This is a genomic window from Rhodococcus sp. USK10, from assembly GCF_019378875.1.
Taxonomy (GTDB): Bacteria; Actinomycetota; Actinomycetes; order Mycobacteriales; family Mycobacteriaceae; genus Rhodococcus_F; species Rhodococcus_F pseudokoreensis.
Genome location: NZ_CP076048.1, coordinates 3529943 through 3546268, shown reverse-complemented (window position 1 = coordinate 3546268; position 16326 = coordinate 3529943). Strand labels below are relative to the sequence as shown.

Sequence of the window (16326 nt, the reverse complement as noted above, 5' to 3'; positions counted from 1 at the left end):
GGTGGTGGACATCCGGGATGCCGAATACCTGGTCGCCGTTGCCGATCACGGCAGCGTCACCGAGGCTGCCCGCGCGTTGTTCATCGCGCAGCCGTCGCTGTCGCAGGCGATCCGCACTCTCGAACGCGATCTGGGTGTCGAACTGTTCGATCGCGGGGGACGGAAGCTGCGGATCACCCCGGCGGGCGCGTCGTTCGCGCATGCGGCGCGCCAGGTGCTCGCGGACGTCGAGCGGGCGCGGGCCGTCGTGCACGACGTCGCCGAATTGCGGTCCGGCACGCTCACGATCGCGGTTCTCAATTCGCTTGCCGCCGATCCGCTTCCGCGCCTGGTCGGCCGGTTCCACCGGCAGTTTCCGAGGGTGGTCCTGTCCACGGTGTCGGCGGACGGTCCCGACGGCGTCGGCCGCGCTGTCCGGTCGGGGGAGTGCGACCTCGGGCTCACCGAACTGCTCGTCGACCAGCAGGGCCTCGAGTTCCGGACGGTGGGGGATCAGGAGATCGTGCTCGCGCTGCACGCCGATCTGGCGATCGAACTCCCCGATCCGGTGCCCGTCGGCCTGCTCGCCGACATTCCGATGATCGTCGAGATCGGGTCGCGCCCACGACTGCCGGTGAACAACATCGCCGTCGAATGTGCGCATCGCCAGTCGATGTGGGAACTGGTGGTCCAGGGGGCGGGGGCGACGCTGCTCCCGCGGCGCGTCGCCGAGCAGGAACTACCGGGCGTCGTGGTCCGCTCGCTCGCGCCGCCCGAGGTGCGGACCGTCGGGATCGTGCACCGGCCGGATCCGCTTCCGCCTGCCGCGGCGGCGTTCATCACTGCGCTCGACGAGACTCACGGCGCGAGCGTGCCGAGGAACGCCCGGCCGGCGGGCGACAGCCTGGCCTCGTCGTAGATCACCCCGTACGGGGCGGTGATCGGCGGGTCGAGTGGGCAGATTCGTGCTCCGCCCCCGGCGGCCCGTTCCGCAAGGGTGCGTTCCATGAACGACATTCCGACACCCTCGACGACGAACGCGCCGACGGCTTCCCGCTGCTCGACAACGGCCGACAGGGTGGTCCGCCTCCCCGCGGCCTGCAGCGCCTTCTCGATGACGGTGCGCGAAGACGATTCCTTGGGCAGCCCCACCACGGGAATGTCCGGAAGGTCGTCGAGCGGGAACGGATCCCGCCACGTGATCTCGGCGTCGTGCGGAACCACCAGCCAGTATTCGTGGATTCCGAGGACGCGGGTCGTCAATCCTGGTGCGGAAAAAGGAAAATGACTGAAGGCGATCTCGCAGTGCCCGTCCCGGATCAGCGACGCGACGACGTCGACCGGACGCAGGTCGGCGAGCCGGACGACGACACCTGGATACTGCTTGCGGAAGGACCCGATCAGTTCCGTGACAGGGCCTTCCGCGACGTGCGCCGACGCGCAGATGTCGAGGCGGCCGCGCGGCAGACCCGACACGTCGACTAATGAGCTCTCGGCGGCCACCAGGTCGCGCACGATCTGCCGCGCCGGGCCGACGAACGCCTTGCCCGCCGCGCTGAGCACGAGGCCGCGGCCCACGCGGTGGAACAGGTCGACACCGAGGTCACGCTCGAGATTGCGCAGCCCCTTCGACAACGACGGCTTCGTGACGCCCAGGGCCTCGGCCGCGAGCGCGAGGCCGTCGTTGTCGACGGTGGCGAGAAAGTACTCCACGTGACGCGACTCCACCAGTGAAGACTACTGCGTAGAATCGCGCGGGTTGTCAGATGTGACGTCCGCCGGTGACTTCGAGGACGGTGCCCGTCATGTAGCTGGACAGGTCGGACGCGAGGAACAGCGCAACGTTCGCGATCTCCTCGGGCTCGGCGCCCCGGCCCATCGGGACCTCCTTGAGCTTCGCCTCGATGATGTCGGCGCGCAGGGCCCGGATCATGTCGGTGTTCACCACGCCGGGCTGGATCGCGTTGACCCGCACGCCGAGGTGGGCGACCTCCTTCGCGGCGGCCTTGGTCAGGCCCACCATGCCGGCCTTCGCGGCGCTGTAGTTGGTCTGCCCGACCATGCCGACCTTGCCCGAGATCGACGAGATGTTGACGATCGAGCCCTTGCCCGCCTCCCGCATCGCGATCGACGCGATCTGGGTGCCCAGCCACGCGCCCTGCAGGTGCACGTCGATGACGGAGCGGAAATCGGCGAGCGACATCTTGCGCAGCGTCGCGTCGCGGGTGATGCCGGCGTTGTTGACCCACACATCCATCGCGCCGAAACTGTCGATGGCGGTCTTGCCCAGATTCTGCATCTGATCCGGGTCGGTCACGTCGCAGGCCACGGCGACGGCCTGGAAGCCGTCGGCCTCGAGCTTGGCGGCCGCGCCCTTCACGTTGTCGGCATGCATGTCGCCGAGGACGACCGATGCGCCCTCGCTCGCGAACTTCCTGGCCATCTCGAAACCGATGCCCTGGGCTGCGCCTGTGACGACGGCGACCCGTCCCTCGAGAAGTGTCATGTGTGTGTTCCTTCCTCAGTTGTACGAACGTCTTCGGCGTGCGTGTTCAGGCGGTCGCGCAGCGCGGACCGCAGGACCGCACCCCACGGGGACAGAGGCAACTCGTCGACGAACACCACTTCCCGCACCTTCTTGTACGGGGGCACGGCGGCCGCCACGAACTCGATCAGTTCCTCGGCGGTCGGGTGCGCGGCGTCGGCCACCACGTACGCGACCGGCATCTCCCCGATCCCGGGGACGGAGCGGCCGACCACCACGGCGTCGTGAACGCCCCGCCGTGACAGCAGCAACTGTTCGAGTTCCTGCGGATCGACGGTGTAGCCCTTGTAGAGGAGTGCATCCTCGGGTCTGCCAACCATGTCGAATATCGAATTCCATCTCGCCGGGATTTTGTTTGTTCGCGAATATGCCCGAAATGGAAATCCGGGCGGTCGACATCTATTCAAGTGCCTCGGGCCGCCGTGGTCAAAGACGCTGAGGGAAACCGACGGTTGCCTTCTTCCTATGGGTCGTAAATAGCCTCTGCGCTGCAGGTTCGCGTTCGGAGGCCGCGCTTGACAGCGCGGCTCGGTTGCTGGATATTCACCTCATGGCTGAACGCGAAGTGAGTGACGAAGACTTCAAGGACATTCTCGCGCAGACGAGGACCTTTATTCAGAAGGAAGTAATTCCCAGGGAAAATGAAATCGCGGAAAAGGATCTGATTCCGGACGACATTCGCCGTAAGGCGGCGGAGATGGGTCTGTTCGGGTACGCCATCCCGCAGCAGTGGGGCGGGCTCGGGCTCGACCTCACGCAGGACGTGGAAATGGCGATGGAGTTCGGGTACACCAGCCTGGCGTTGCGGTCGATGTTCGGCACCAACAACGGGATCGCCGGCCAGGTGCTGGTGAACTTCGGTACGGACGAGCAGAAGTCGGAATGGCTCGAGCGCATCGCGTCCGGCGACGTGGTCGCCTCGTTCGCGCTGACCGAGCCGGAGGCCGGATCGAACCCGGCGGGCCTGACCACGCGCGCCGTCCTGAAGGACGGCAAGTGGACGATCAACGGCACCAAGCGGTTCATCACCAACGCGCCGCTGGCCGATCTGTTCGTCGTGTTCGCGCGCACCCGTCCCGCCGACGAGACCGGCACCGGCATCGCGGTGTTCCTCGTCCCCGCCGACACCGCCGGTGTCGTGGTCGGGCCGAAGGACAAGAAGATGGGCCAGGAAGGTGCCTGGACGTCCGAGGTGGCGTTCGACGACGTCGTCGTCGCCGAGTCCGCGCTGGTCGGCGGCAGTGAGGAAGCCGGCTACCGCGCAGCCATGACCTCGCTCGCCCGCGGCCGCGTCCACATCGCGGCGCTCGCGGTCGGCAGCGCCCAGCGTGCGCTCGACGAGTCCGTCGCCTTCGCGGCGGTCACGAAGCAGGGCGGCACCCCGATCGGCGACTTCCAGTTGGTGCAGGCCATGCTCGCCGACCAGCAGGTGGGCGTGTCCACGGGCCGCGCGCTGGTCCGGGACGCGGCGCAGAAGTACGTCAGCGGCGAGGACCGCCGGATCTCCCCGTCCGTCGCGAAGCTGTACTGCACAGAGATGGTAGGCAAGGTCGCCGACCTCGCGGTGCAGGTCCACGGCGGAACCGGATACATGAGAGACGTTCCGGTGGAACGGATCTACCGTGAGGTCCGGCTGCTGCGCCTGTACGAGGGCACCAGCGAGATTCAGCGCCTGATCATCGGCGGCGGCCTCGTCCGCGAAGCGAAGAAAGCACTCTGACCCATGTACGACGCAGTGATCTGTGAACCCGTCCGCACCCCTGTCGGCGGATTCGGCGGCATCTACCGCGACGTTCCCGTCACCACCCTGGCGTCGACGGTGCTGAAGGGCCTGCTCGAGCGGACGTCGCTGACGTCCGAGGACATCGACGACGTCATCTTCGGTCAGGGCTACGCCAACGGTGAGGCGGCGGCGATCGGCCGGATCGCTGCGCTCGACGCCGGTCTCGACGTCACGGTTCCCGGCATCCAGCTCGACCGCCGGTGCGGCTCCGGGCTCCAGGCCGTGATCTACGCGGCCATGCAGGTGCAGACCGGGATGAGCGATCTGGTGATCGCGGGCGGCGCCGAGTCGATGAGCCAGACCGAGTTCTACAGCACCGGGATGCGCTGGGGCGTCAAGGGTGCGTCGGTGGAGTTCCACGATCGGCTGGCCAAGCCCCGCACCAACTCCGGCGGCGTCAATTTCCCCGTCGACGGTGGCATGATCGAAACCGCGGAGAACCTCCGCCGCGAGTACTCGATCACCCGCGAGGAGCAGGACGCGTACGCCGCCGAATCCCATGCGCGTGCGATCCGCGCGCAGGACGGCGGTCTGTTCGACGCCGAGACGATCCCGGTGACGGTGCCCGGCAAGCGCGGCAAGGACCCCGTCGTCCACACCGCCGACGAGCACCCGCGCCGCGACGTCACCGTCGAATCGCTGTCGGCGCTGCGGCCCATCCGATCACGCGTCGACCCGGAGGCGACGGTGACCGCGGGCAACGCGTGCGGCCAGAACGACGCTGCCGCGGCCGCGATCGTCACCACCCCCGAGAACGCGGAACGTCTCGGACTGCGCCCGTTCGCCCGGCTCGTCAGCTGGGGCGTCGCCGGAGTGGAGCCGAACCGGATGGGCATCGGCCCGGTTCCGGCCGTGGACAAGGCCCTCACCCGGGCGAAGCTCACCCTGAACGACATCGATCTCCTCGAGATCAACGAGGCGTTCGCGGCTCAGGTGCTGGCGTGCGCGCGGGAGTGGAAGTTCGACGAGTCCGACATGCGGGACCGGTTCAACGTCAACGGATCCGGTATCTCCCTCGGTCACCCCGTCGGCGCCACCGGTGGCCGCATCCTGGCCAACCTGGTCCGCGAACTCGACCGCCGTCAGGCCCGCTACGGCATCGAGACGATGTGCATCGGCGGCGGCCAGGGCATCGCGGCCGTATTCGAGAACGTGAACATCTGACCGTCCCCACCCTGCCCGGTACCGGGCCGACCCGAAGAGAGCTCATGCGCGTATTTCAGAACATCGACGACGTCGAAGCCGCAGTCGGTGAACATCTCGGCCACAGTGACTGGTTCGAGATCACGCAGGACCGCGTGAACGTGTTCGCCGACGCCACCGGCGACCACCAGTGGATCCACGTCGACCCTGAGCGGGCCGCCGAGGGTCCGTTCGGCGCCCCCATCGCCCACGGCTACCTCACGCTGTCGTTGCTGCCGAAGCTCGGGGCCGACCTGATGCGGGTCGAGGGCACCAAGCTGGTGATCAACTACGGACTCAACAAGGTTCGCTTTCCGAAGCCGGTGAAGGTGGGAGCGTCGATCCGGGTCGGCGGTGAGATCGCGGCGTTCGAGCACACGAAGCAGGGCGCGCAGGTCGTCGTCAAGTACACCATCGAGATCAAGGGCGAGGACAAGCCGGCGTGCGTCGCCGAGACCGTCCGCGTCCTGGTCGCCTGAAACGAGGAACAACATGCGAAGAGCAGCACTGGTAGCCCCCGTCCGCACCGCCGTCGGCCGCTTCGGCGGCGGACTGCGCGACGTACCCGCGGAGAGCCTTGCGGCGGCCGTCATCAAGGAGACCGTCGCACGGTCGGGCATCGACCCCGAACTCATCGAGGACGTCGCGATGGGGCAGTCGTACGCCAACTCCGAGGCCCCGTGCATCGGACGGTGGGCCGCACTCGAAGCGGGACTGCCGATTTCCGTCGCCGGACTGCAGACCGACCGCCGCTGCGGCACCGGACTGCAGGCCCTCGTGACCGCGTCGATGATGGTGCAGACCGGCGCCGCGGACGTCGTCCTCGCCGGCGGTGTCGAGTCGATGAGCAACATCGAGCACTACACGACCGGGGCCCGCTGGGGCACCCGCGCCGGATCGCTGAACCTCTACGACCGCCTCGACCGCGGCCGGGAGCGCTCCCAGCCGGAGTGGCGGTTCGGGAAGATCAGCGGAATGATCGAGACCGCCGAGAACGTCGCGACACGGTGCGGCATCGGCCGCGAGGAATCCGACGCGTTCGCCGCCGACAGTCACGCGAAGGCCCATGCCGCTTGGGAGGCAGGCAAGTTCGACGACGAGGTGATCGAAGTGAAGATCACCGACCGCAAGGGCAACGTCTCCGTGGTGGCGCGTGACGAGGGCATCCGCCCGGACACCACCGCCGAGTCGCTGGCGCGGCTGCGCAGTGTCGTCAAGGACGGTGTCGTCACCGCGGGCAACGCGAGTCAGCAGAACGACGCGGCGGCGTCGATGCTCGTCGTCGCCGAGGACAAACTCGACGAACTCGGGCTCGAGCCGATGGGTTTCCTCACCGGGTGGGCCGCCGCCGGCTGTGAACCGGGACTGATGGGTCTCGGCCCGGTCGCGGCCGCGTCGAAGCTGTTCCGCCGCACCGGTGCGAGCTTCGACGACTTCACGCTGATCGAGCTGAACGAGGCATTCGCCTGCCAGGTGCTCGGGGTCCTGAAGGAATGGGGATTCGAAGACCGGGACCGCCTCAACGTCAACGGGTCCGGCATCTCGCTCGGACACCCGATCGGCGCCACGGGCGCACGGATGACGACCACCGCGCTGCACGAGTTGAAACGGCGGGGCGGCGGCAAGGCGCTCGTCACCATGTGCATCGGCGGTGGGCAGGGAATGGCCGCCGTCGTCGAGGGTGTCTAACCCCTACCGAGTTGGGCGTCCGCCGGCTCCGATGCCGGGGCCGGCGGACGCGACATCACGTTGTTGACGAGCAGCGCCGCGAAGACCACCGCGCACCCGATGGCGCCGACAGCGAGAGCGGTCTTGATCCCACCCTCGGTGGGGTGCAGGTCCGGTGCCAGGTTCGCGGCGAGCACCGCACCCGCGACGGCGCTGCCGAACGAACCGCCCACGGTGCGCAGCACCTGGTTGAAGCTTGCGGCACTGCCGAGTTCGGTGTCCGCGACACTGCGGGCGATCAGGGCGGGCATCGCCGCGTACGTCATACCCATTCCCATGCCGAACCCGAACATGCCGATGAGGATTTCCCACAGTTCGTCGTGCGCGAACCACAGGAGCACGCTCGAGGCCGTCACGAGTCCCGCCCCGGAGAGCAGCAGCGTCCGCATGCGTACCCGCTGCGAGAGCGCGCGCACGAGTCGGTTCGCGCTGAAACTCGCCACCGACAGCGGAAGCATCACGAATCCGGCCCAGAACAGCGGCAGCGCGATGCCGTACCCGGTGGAGGCGGGCGCCTGCGCGATGAGGCTGCCGATCGAGAGTCCGATGTACATCGTGGCGCCGAGACCGATCGCGGTGCTGTTCGCGACCAGTACGTCGCCGTTGCGCAGCACCCGCAGGTTGATCAGCGGATTCGGGGTGCGCAGTTCCACGACGCACCACAGCGTCAGCAGTATCGCCGCGGCGGCGAAGAATCCGATGGTCCACGGGGAGGTCCATCCCCACCGCGATCCCTCGCTGACGCCGACGAGCAGTGACGCGAGACCCGTTCCGACCAGCAGAGCGCCGGGGACGTCGAGAGTGCACCGAGGTGCCCGCTCGTCCGGTCCCGCGGGAATCACCCGCCAGACGACGACGATGGTGGTGATCAGGAACAGAGCCGCGAACCAGAAGGCGAAGCGGAACCCGAGAAGGTCGGCGAGGATGCCGGTCAGGGGGTATCCGAGCCCGAGGCCGGTGGTCACCGTCACCGACAGGCTGGAGATGCCGACGCGGGCCTGGCTGTCGGGGAGGTAGCGGCGGGCGAGCGCGATCGTCACCGGAACGATCCCGTATGTGAGTCCCTGCAGAGCGCGTCCGATCAGGAAGACGGTGAAGTTGGGAGCGGACGCGGCGATGATCGAGCCGGCGAGGATCGTCGCGAGGGAGCACAGGAGCAGGCGCTTCTTGTGGGGTCCGTCGCTCAGCCGGCCCATGATCGGCGTGGCGATCGCCCCGACCAGGAGGTTGACCGTGAGCATCCACTGTCCCGTGCTCACCTCGACGTGCATGTCCTGGGAGATCGTGGGCACCAGCAGCATGCCGAGGGAACTGACGACCGCGGTGGTCAGGGCGGCATAGGCGAGGGCGGGCAGTAACCGGGGGTGTGTCGCGGCTTCAGTCGGTGGATGCATCGTCCACCAACTTGCGCAGAATCGGGACCAGGGAGTCCAGAGTCGCTTTCTCTTCCGCCGTCAACCGCTCCGCGATGGCGTGTTCCAGCCACTCGAGGCCCTTCGACCGCTCTTGTGTCAGCCTCTCGCGACCGGCATCGGTGAGTTCGATCCAGATCCGGCGCCGGTCTTGCTCGTCGGGGGTGCGCGCCACCAGGCCGAGACCTTCGAGTTCACGCACGGCCGTGGCGATCGCTTGTGGCGTGATCTTCTCGGCCGACGCGAGCGTCGAGGCCGACGTCCGTCCGTGCTTCGACAGATACGCGAGCACACCTATCTTGCCGACGGAGATCGTCCTGCCCGCGGTGAGCTGTCGCCAGATCGGGCGCAACGCTTCCCGCAGAACCTGCGCGGTGGCCTGTTCGGTGATCATGAGCAAAGCGTACAACCCAATTGATCAATTTAGTTGTCTAAATGGGGAGGCTCACACCACCCACCGCACGATCGCCCGCAGCGGACAGTGTCAGCGATATCCTCGAGAGCACGCCATCGAGAGGTGAGTCCACGGTTGTCCGGCCGGGCGGACGAGGCGATCGAATGCCACGAGCGTGACCGACGAAGCGGGAAACCCAGGTCGCCGGCCAGATTGCCGAAGGCCGGCCACCTCCCGGAATGAGCGAATTTGTCTGTCGCCAAACGGTTTCCGATGAGGCCTCAGCTTCGTCGCCGGAAGTCGGTGAGGATGCGGTCGCGCAAGGCCGGGTCCAGTTCCTCGATCGACAGTTCGCCGAGGGTGTGCACCGTCTGTTTCATCTGGTCGACGTAGTGGGCGCAGCCGCCGCATTCGCCCACGTGCGTCTCGAACCTGGCCTTGGCCTTGGCCTGCGCCGCGAACGCATCCTCGAGGTAGACGGTGACGAGTTCGACGAGTTCCTGACAGTCCATCGTTCGTTGCGATTCCTTCACGGGGGTGCCTCCTGAGTCCCGCCGACCCAGCGTCTGCGGCTATTGACACAGTGTCGGGAAGCGTCCGGATCGTTACACGGGACGGTGGCGAGAGCCGGTGGGCGTACGGTCGAGGTCATGACCGAGGACAACCAGGTTGCGCCGTGGGACGACATCTACCGAGGCAATGCGAAGGAATTTTCGGGACCGGTGCCGTGGAACATCGGTGAGCCGCAGCCCGAGATCGCCGCCCTGATCGCGGAAGGCAAATTCCGCAGCGACGTGCTGGACGCGGGGTGCGGGCACGCCGAAACGTCCCTGCAGCTGGCGGCGCAGGGGTACACGGTGGTGGGTCTGGACGTGTCGCCGACAGCCATCGCGGCAGCTCAGGCGGCAGCGGCCGCTCGCGGCCTGACGACGGCCACGTATCAGGTGGCGGATATCAGCTCGTTCACGGGTTTCGACGGCCGATTCGCCACGATCGTGGACAGCACCCTCTTCCATTCGCTGCCCGTGGACCGGCGGCGCGACTATCTGCAGGCCGTGGCCCGGGCGGCCGCACCCGGCGCGTCCTATTACATCTTGGTGTTCGCGAAGGGCGCCTTCCCCGAGGGGCAGGGACCGAACCCGGTGACCGACGACGAGCTACGGGAGGCCGTCGCCGAGTATTGGATCATCGACGATCTCCGCCCGGCGTTCATTCACGCGCTGCTCGGCCCGGAGGAGGCCGCGAACTGGCAGCGCGACGACAAAGGCCGGGCCATGCTGCCGGCGTGGCTGCTGTCGGCGCACCGCGACTGAGGCACCGAGCGGGACTGCCTCACGATGGGGGACCGGCGCCTGTCGCGAGGGTGAGTGCAGCCCATGCCGCTGCGACCCCCGCAGCGACCTCGCACGTCTAGTCTTGCTGCATGACCTGGGCGGTGCGGGACGGCGACGAGGACGAATTCGCGTACGTGTTCACCGGCGAACTCGCTCAGCGTGTGGTGGACGAGGTGAGCCCTCGCCTCGACTACAACATCAATCTGATGGACCGCAATGGTCGAATCATCGGGTCGGTCGACGGGACGCGTATCGGTACCGTGCACGCCGGTGCACTCCAGGCCATCCGGGACGGCCGGCGAGTCCTCGTGGACGCCGACGAAGAATCTCCGGACGTCAGGGCCGGGATCAACATTCCCCTGACGCTCGACGGGCGGATCGTGGGGGCCGTCGGGGTCACGGGCGACCCCGACGAGGTCGAATCGGTGTGCAACGTCCTCGCACTCACCGTGGAACTGCTGTTACGGAACGAACGGCACCGGGACAGTTCACGGTGGCGGGAAGCGGCCGTGCGTGAACTGCTCCTCGGCCTGGTGAACGGAACCGTCACCGAGAACGGCCTGCTGGAAGCGTTGCGCCACATCGGTTCACCGATGGCCCCGCCGTGGAACATCGCGGCGGTCGTCCCCGCTGCGGGCGGTGGATCGTGGTCCCTTCCCTCATCCACGTCGGTGGCCCTGCTTCGGCGGGTCCAGGGGATTTCCGGTGTGGTTGCGGCCGAATTGCGGGGCGCGGTGTGGGTGCTGAGTGGTTCGGTGACAGACCGCACCCTCGCCACGACCCGGCAGCGGCTGCGCACCGGCGACGTCCGTCTCGTCACCGGCAGACATGCCGCTTCGTCTCGTGAATTGTCGGTGGACGCTGCCCGGCTGGGCCTTCTCCTGGCCCGGGCGCACCTGCTGCCCGCAGGGGAGGTGACAGAACTCTCCGCGCTGGTGCCCGAAACCGCTGTCGCGCAGCAGTCCCGGGAGATTTCCCACGACACCGTGGAGCGCGTCCTCACGCCGCTGTCCGCGACGCTGCGTGAGACCGCTCGCGCCTTCCTCGACCACGATCTGTCGATCGCGGCGACGGCGACCGCCCTCGAGGTACACCGCAACACGCTGGTCCAGCGACTCGATCGGATCCAGCACGTGACCGGACTGAACCTGCGCACTTTCGACCACGCCGTCGCCATGCGGCTGGCACTCCTCGCGGCCGCGGCGCTGGAGGATCCGTACAACGGAGCGTGAAGCGCTGCCGAGTGCGTATGGCAATGTGCACATATATGCCAGCCCGAATTGGGTGTAAATCTGTGCGGAATGTACATATCATCCTGGGTGTGGGAGACCTACGCTCTAGTCATGCGAAAGCGCACACCTACCGTTGTCCTCGCCCCCGACTCGTTCAAGGGGAGCCTCTCCGCCGTTGACGTCGCAGCCGCGATGGCCGCCGGTGTCCGGGTGGCGCTCGGCGCCGACGTCCGGATCGTGCAGTGCCCCCTTGCGGACGGCGGCGAGGGCACGCTGCAGACGTTCCTCTCGGCGGGCAATGCCGAGCCGCGGGTGATCCATGCGCACGATGCCCTCGGACGCGAACGGACCGCCCGCTACGGACTGTCGAACGACGGCAGGGTCGCGATCATCGAGGCCGCGGAAGCGAACGGTCTGCCGCACGTGGCGGACGTTCCACCGGCACCGTTGCGGGCGGATACCTTCGGCGTCGGCGAAATCGCCGTGAGCGCACTGGAAGACGGCGTCGACGAGATCCTTCTGTGCATCGGCGGCAGCGCAACCACCGACGGCGGCACCGGGATGCTCCGCGCACTCGGTGTCCGATTCCTCGACGCAGACGGTCGCGACGTGGCACCCGGCGGTGCGGGGCTCGGTGACATCGCTGCCGTCGACGAGTCGCAGCTGCACCCCCGGGCGCGGTCGGTGCGCTGGCGCGTCGCGACCGACGTCGACAATCCTCTGTGCGGGGAGAACGGGGCTGCCGCGGTTTTCGGGCCGCAGAAGGGTGCGACGGCGGACCAGGTCCGCCAATTGGATTCCGGGCTCAAACAGTTGGCGATCGCTCTCCGCACTGCGTACGGGGCCGACGTTCTGACCCTGCGCGGAGCGGGAGCGGCCGGCGGCATGGCGGCCTGCCTGAGCGCGATCCTCGGCGCGGAGCTGGTGCCCGGGAGCGACCTCGTCTCGGAGACGGTGGGACTGCGGTCCCTGTGCGCCGACGCAGACCTGGTGATCACGGGGGAGGGGGCGTTCGACGCGCAGTCGCTGCAGGGGAAGGTGGTGCAGGGCGTCGTGCGTCAGACGCCGCCGGAGTGCCCCGTGGTCGTGATCGCCGGTACGGTTCGCTTGTCCGCAGCCGAGATTCGCGCTGCCCGGATCTCGGCGGCGTTCTCCATCGCCCGTGGACCGGCGGAACTCCACGAATTGCTCGACAACACCGCCGAACTCCTTCGGGAGGCAACCGCTCAGGTCGTCGGACTGATCGACAGTCAGTGGAGCCGCCCCGCGTCGACGCCGACGCATTCGCGGGCGACCGCGGATTGCCCGTCGTGATGAACCTGTCGAGTCACACAACCACTCTCAACTCAGCCGCGAGGAGTCCCATGCCCACCATCGATCTCGAACGGTCCGCGATACCCACCGCACAGTCCGGTCTGCTCAGCACGTCCCGGCGCACGAAGATCGTATGCACACTTGGACCTGCTACCGCCACCGGTGACCGTATTCGCGAGCTCGTCGAAAGCGGTATGGACGTGGCGCGGCTGAATTTCAGCCACGGCGAGCACGCCGACCACGAGGAGAACTACAAACGCGTGAGGGCGGCCTCGGACGCGACGGGTAAGGCGGTCGGTGTCCTGGCCGATCTGCAGGGCCCGAAGATCCGGTTGGGCCGGTTCGCGGAGGGGCGCACCACGTGGGTCAACGGTGAGGAGGTGCGGATCACCGTCGACGAGTGCGAGGGCACCCACGACCGGGTCTCGACCACGTACAAGCAGTTGGCGGAGGACGCCAAGCCGGGTGACCGGCTGCTGGTGGACGACGGCAAGGTCGGTCTCGTCGTCTCCGGTGTCGAGGGCAACGACGTGATCTGCCGGGTCACCGAGGGCGGCCCGGTCAGCAATAACAAGGGTGTGTCGCTGCCGGGGATGAACGTGTCGGTTCCGGCGTTGTCGGAGAAGGACATCGCCGATCTGGAGTTCGCGCTCGGGTTGGGCGTCGACTTCATCGCGTTGTCGTTCGTGCGGTCGCCGGCGGATGTGGAGTTGGTGCACGCGGTGATGGACCGGGTGGGGCGGCGGATCCCGGTGATCGCGAAGCTGGAGAAGCCGGAGGCGATCGACAACCTCGAGGCGATCGTGCTGGCGTTCGACGCGGTGATGGTCGCGCGTGGTGATCTGGGGGTGGAGTTGCCGCTCGAGCAGGTGCCGCTGGTGCAGAAGCGGGCGATTCAGATCGCGCGGGAGAACGCGAAGCCGGTGATCGTGGCGACGCAGATGCTGGAGTCGATGATCGAGAACTCGCGGCCGACCCGCGCGGAGGCGTCGGATGTGGCGAACGCGGTCCTCGACGGTGCGGACGCGGTGATGCTCTCCGGTGAGACGTCGGTGGGTAAGTACGTGATGGAGACGGTGCGGACGATGGCGCGGATCGTGGAGGCGGTGGAGAACGAGTCCACGCAGGTGCCGCCGTTGACGCATGTGCCGCGCACCAAGCGGGGTGTGATTTCGTACGCGGCCCGTGATATCGGGGAGCGGTTGGATGCGAAGGCGTTGGTGGCGTTCACGCAGTCCGGGGACACGGTGCGGCGGTTGGCGCGGTTGCATACGCCGTTGCCGTTGCTGGCGTTCACACCGTTGCCGGAGGTGCGCAGCCAGTTGTCGTTGACGTGGGGGACGGAGACGTTCATCGTCGATCCGGTGGACAGTACGGATGCGATGGTGCGGCAGGTCGACAATGCGTTGCTGGGGTTGGGTCGGTATCAGAAGGGTGAGTTGGTGGTGATCGTGGCGGGGTCGCCGCCCGGCACCGTAGGCTCGACCAACCTGATCCACGTCCACAGAATCGGCGAGGACGACCACTAGGCGTCGGAGGCGAATACGACCACCAGGCCTCGGAAACGACTGTCCCATGCCATCTTTGACACTCACCGTTCGTCTGCTGACACCGCACTCCGATCTCTGGGACTGGCAGACCCGTGCACTGTGCCGCACCACCCGGTCGGACCTCTTCTTCGGGCCGGACAGCGAAAGCAGGGCAACGCGAATTCGCCGGGAGAGGCAGGCGCAGGAACTCTGCCGGGGTTGCCCGGTCCGACACGAATGCCGACGCCACGCACTCGACGTCGGCGAACCCTACGGCGTCTGGGGAGGGCTGACCGAATCGGATCGGCGATTCGGTCAGGATCGGCCCCAACTGAATCCACAGTCAAACCGTAAGCCGGCCAGGAGTCTTCGCATCTCGCCGCGACACCCCCGCCCCGGAAGGCAGTGACAGCCCCACGGACTACAGGTCAGAGTCCGACGGCGGTCTCGAGGAGGTCGAGTTCGGCGTCGAGGTGGTCGAGCATCGGGTGCAGATCCGGGACGGTGCGGCGGCAGCCGGTCAGGCCGAAGACGATCTGGTCGTCGCTGCTGGTGCAGGTGATGTTGAGTGCCTGCCCGGTGGTGGGGATCGACAGCGGGTAGAGGGATTCGAGGCGGGCGCCGTTCCAGTACAACGGGGTTCGGGGTCCGGCGACGTTGGAGATGACGACGTTGAACGGCGGACGGAGCGGCCCCCGTCGGCCGAGGAACATCTCGACTCCGAGCGGGGCGGCGCCGAGGGCGCTCATCGCGAGCACCTGGGCGGGGCTCATCGCCTGCAGCGCGGCCTTGCCCTCGTTCATGCAGTTGCGCACCGTCTCGAGGCGGTGCGCGGGGTCGGGGAGGTGGGTGGCCAGGTTGCACATGAGCACTCCCACCCGGTTGCCTCCGGGCGCGCGGTCACCGGTTCCGGTCTCCGGTGCGCGCAGCGACACGGGGACCATCGCGATCAGCGGGTTGTCCGGCAACGCGTCGCGGGTGTGCAGGTAGGCCCGCAGGGTGCCTGCGCACATCGTCAGCACGATGTCGTTGATGGTCGCGTCGGCGTGCTTGGCCAGCAGCCGGATCCGTTCGATGGGGAACGACCGGGCGGCGACGTGACGGGCCCCGCTGATCGGCACGTTGAACAGGGTGTGCGGCGCAGTGAGCGACAACGCCCCACCCTTGCCGTGCAAGGCGCGGTCCACGGTGCCCATCGCCGCGGGCAGCAGTCCGGCCACCTCGCCGGCCGCGGCGCGGGCCGCGTCCCACGCCATGGCCGGAAGCGCGGAGCCGGGACCGGTCGTGACGACCGTGCCCGCGTCCGGCACGGCCGCCAGCGGGGTCCGGGGTTGCCAGGGGTGGGCATGTTCCGGCGGTGCGGGTCCTCGCTCATGCTGTCGCGGAGCAACCTCATCGCGGACGCTCCGTCGGCGAGGGCGTGGTGGATCTTGGTGTAGATCGCGTAGCGGCCGTCGGCGAGGCCCTCGATCAGGTGCATCTCCCACAACGGCCGGCTGCGGTCGAGCAGCGTGCCGTGGAGCCGTGACACCAGGGTCATCAGTTCGGCCATTCCGCCCGGCTGCGGCAGGGCGTCGCGGCGCACGTGATGTTCCAGATCGACCTCGTCGTGCGGAAGAGTGTCCCAGCCCCACTGGCCGAGCGACGTCACCGAGCGGCGGGCCCGCTTACGGAAGGGCGCCGCCACCTGATCGCCGATCAGCGCCGCATCGAACATCGCTCGCACGTCGGCCGCCGACGATCCCTCGGGTGGGGTGAACACCGCCAGGCCGCCGACGTGCATCGGATGCTCGCGGGACTCGCCGAGCAGAAACAGTGAGTCGGTCGGCGCCATCGGGAACAGCATGTGGTGTCCTTACCGTTCCCGAAACGGGATCTGCCTGCGCGGATCCGT

The 16326-nt window shown here is 67.9% G+C and carries 17 protein-coding genes and 1 pseudogene; 10 read left to right on the top strand and 8 right to left on the bottom strand.

The features are described from left to right. Nucleotides 1–4: 4 nt before the first annotated feature. On the top strand, nt 5–898 hold the full coding sequence (locus tag I1A62_RS23310; RefSeq protein ID WP_219460093.1) for a LysR family transcriptional regulator: 894 nt from the start codon (nt 5–7) through the stop codon (nt 896–898). On the opposite strand, the gene I1A62_RS23305 is transcribed toward I1A62_RS23310, so the two are convergent. The 3 genes from I1A62_RS23305 to I1A62_RS23295 are packed head-to-tail and all read right to left on the bottom strand — an operon-like array spanning nt 838 to nt 2844. After that, nucleotides 838–1707, bottom strand: a complete 870-nt coding sequence (locus tag I1A62_RS23305) for a LysR family transcriptional regulator (protein WP_219460091.1) — start codon at nt 1705–1707, stop codon at nt 838–840. The genes I1A62_RS23310 and I1A62_RS23305 overlap by 61 nt on opposite strands. Nucleotides 1708–1741: 34 nt before the next feature. Continuing rightward, nucleotides 1742–2485: a 3-oxoacyl-ACP reductase FabG gene (gene fabG / locus I1A62_RS23300; protein WP_124391386.1), complete on the bottom strand. Its 744-nt coding sequence runs from the start codon at nt 2483–2485 to the stop codon at nt 1742–1744. Beyond that, a complete protein-coding gene (locus I1A62_RS23295; RefSeq protein WP_124391385.1) occupies nt 2482–2844 on the bottom strand; it encodes a 4-coumarate--CoA ligase in 363 nt (120 codons plus the stop codon). The genes fabG and I1A62_RS23295 overlap by 4 nt, the downstream gene beginning before the upstream one ends. Nucleotides 2845–3074: 230 nt before the next feature. On the opposite strand from I1A62_RS23295, the gene I1A62_RS23290 reads away from it, so the two are divergent. From I1A62_RS23290 to I1A62_RS23275, 4 genes are read left to right on the top strand one after another with little or no spacing between them, the layout of a single operon-like run. After that, on the top strand, nt 3075–4244 hold the full coding sequence (locus I1A62_RS23290) for an acyl-CoA dehydrogenase family protein (RefSeq protein ID WP_072944572.1): 1170 nt from the start codon (nt 3075–3077) through the stop codon (nt 4242–4244). Nucleotides 4245–4247: 3 nt separating this feature from the next. Beyond that, a complete protein-coding gene (locus tag I1A62_RS23285) occupies nt 4248–5471 on the top strand; it encodes an acetyl-CoA C-acetyltransferase (protein WP_219460089.1) in 1224 nt (407 codons plus the stop codon). A gap of 44 nt (nt 5472–5515) precedes the next feature. Continuing rightward, nucleotides 5516–5968 (top strand): MaoC family dehydratase, encoded by a 453-nt coding sequence (locus I1A62_RS23280; RefSeq protein WP_219460086.1) that lies wholly within the window; start codon nt 5516–5518, stop codon nt 5966–5968. A 13-nt stretch (nt 5969–5981) separates the two neighbouring features. Beyond that, nucleotides 5982–7178: an acetyl-CoA C-acetyltransferase gene (locus I1A62_RS23275; RefSeq protein WP_219460084.1), complete on the top strand. Its 1197-nt coding sequence runs from the start codon at nt 5982–5984 to the stop codon at nt 7176–7178. Here I1A62_RS23275 and I1A62_RS23270 read toward each other — a convergent pair. The 3 genes from I1A62_RS23270 to I1A62_RS23260 all read right to left on the bottom strand — a co-directional run bounded on the left by I1A62_RS23270 (nt 7175) and on the right by I1A62_RS23260 (nt 9556). Then, nucleotides 7175–8611 (bottom strand): MFS transporter, encoded by a 1437-nt coding sequence (locus tag I1A62_RS23270; protein WP_219460081.1) that lies wholly within the window; start codon nt 8609–8611, stop codon nt 7175–7177. The genes I1A62_RS23275 and I1A62_RS23270 overlap by 4 nt on opposite strands. Then, nucleotides 8595–9023 (bottom strand): MarR family winged helix-turn-helix transcriptional regulator, encoded by a 429-nt coding sequence (locus I1A62_RS23265; RefSeq protein ID WP_219460077.1) that lies wholly within the window; start codon nt 9021–9023, stop codon nt 8595–8597. Before I1A62_RS23265 ends, I1A62_RS23270 begins: the two co-directional genes overlap by 17 nt. A 281-nt stretch (nt 9024–9304) precedes the next feature. Further along, a complete protein-coding gene (locus I1A62_RS23260; protein ID WP_257890875.1) occupies nt 9305–9556 on the bottom strand; it encodes an anti-sigma factor in 252 nt (83 codons plus the stop codon). Nucleotides 9557–9673: 117 nt separating this feature from the next. Here I1A62_RS23260 and I1A62_RS23255 point away from each other — a divergent pair, with 117 nt between their 5' ends. The 5 genes from I1A62_RS23255 (at nt 9674) to I1A62_RS23235 (ending at nt 14841) form a co-directional block, all read left to right on the top strand. Then, the gene (locus I1A62_RS23255; protein ID WP_219460075.1) at nt 9674–10336 is read left to right on the top strand and encodes a class I SAM-dependent methyltransferase; all 663 of its coding nucleotides are present in this window, start codon (nt 9674–9676) and stop codon (nt 10334–10336) included. A gap of 110 nt (nt 10337–10446) precedes the next feature. Continuing rightward, nucleotides 10447–11589: a sugar diacid recognition domain-containing protein gene (locus tag I1A62_RS23250; protein ID WP_124391379.1), complete on the top strand. Its 1143-nt coding sequence runs from the start codon at nt 10447–10449 to the stop codon at nt 11587–11589. Nucleotides 11590–11700: 111 nt separating this feature from the next. After that, a complete protein-coding gene (locus tag I1A62_RS23245) occupies nt 11701–12903 on the top strand; it encodes a glycerate kinase (protein WP_219460072.1) in 1203 nt (400 codons plus the stop codon). Nucleotides 12904–12953: 50 nt separating this feature from the next. Beyond that, nucleotides 12954–14432 carry a pyruvate kinase gene (gene pyk, locus I1A62_RS23240; protein WP_257890874.1) on the top strand — a complete coding sequence of 493 codons (1479 nt, stop codon included), beginning with the start codon at nt 12954–12956 and terminating at the stop codon, nt 14430–14432. Between the two features lie 46 nt (nt 14433–14478). Further along, nucleotides 14479–14841, top strand: a complete 363-nt coding sequence (locus tag I1A62_RS23235; protein ID WP_219460069.1) for a WhiB family transcriptional regulator — start codon at nt 14479–14481, stop codon at nt 14839–14841. 19 nt (nt 14842–14860) lie between these two features. Here the strand turns inward: I1A62_RS23235 and I1A62_RS46455 are convergent, their stop codons facing one another. Both I1A62_RS46455 and I1A62_RS46450 read right to left on the bottom strand, forming a co-directional pair. Beyond that, nucleotides 14861–15298 (bottom strand): WSD1 family O-acyltransferase, encoded by a 438-nt coding sequence (locus I1A62_RS46455; protein ID WP_257890961.1) that lies wholly within the window; start codon nt 15296–15298, stop codon nt 14861–14863. A 213-nt stretch (nt 15299–15511) separates the two neighbouring features. Further along, nucleotides 15512–16215: pseudogene (locus tag I1A62_RS46450) on the bottom strand (wax ester/triacylglycerol synthase domain-containing protein); the annotation flags it as partial. Nucleotides 16216–16326 lie beyond the last annotated feature (111 nt).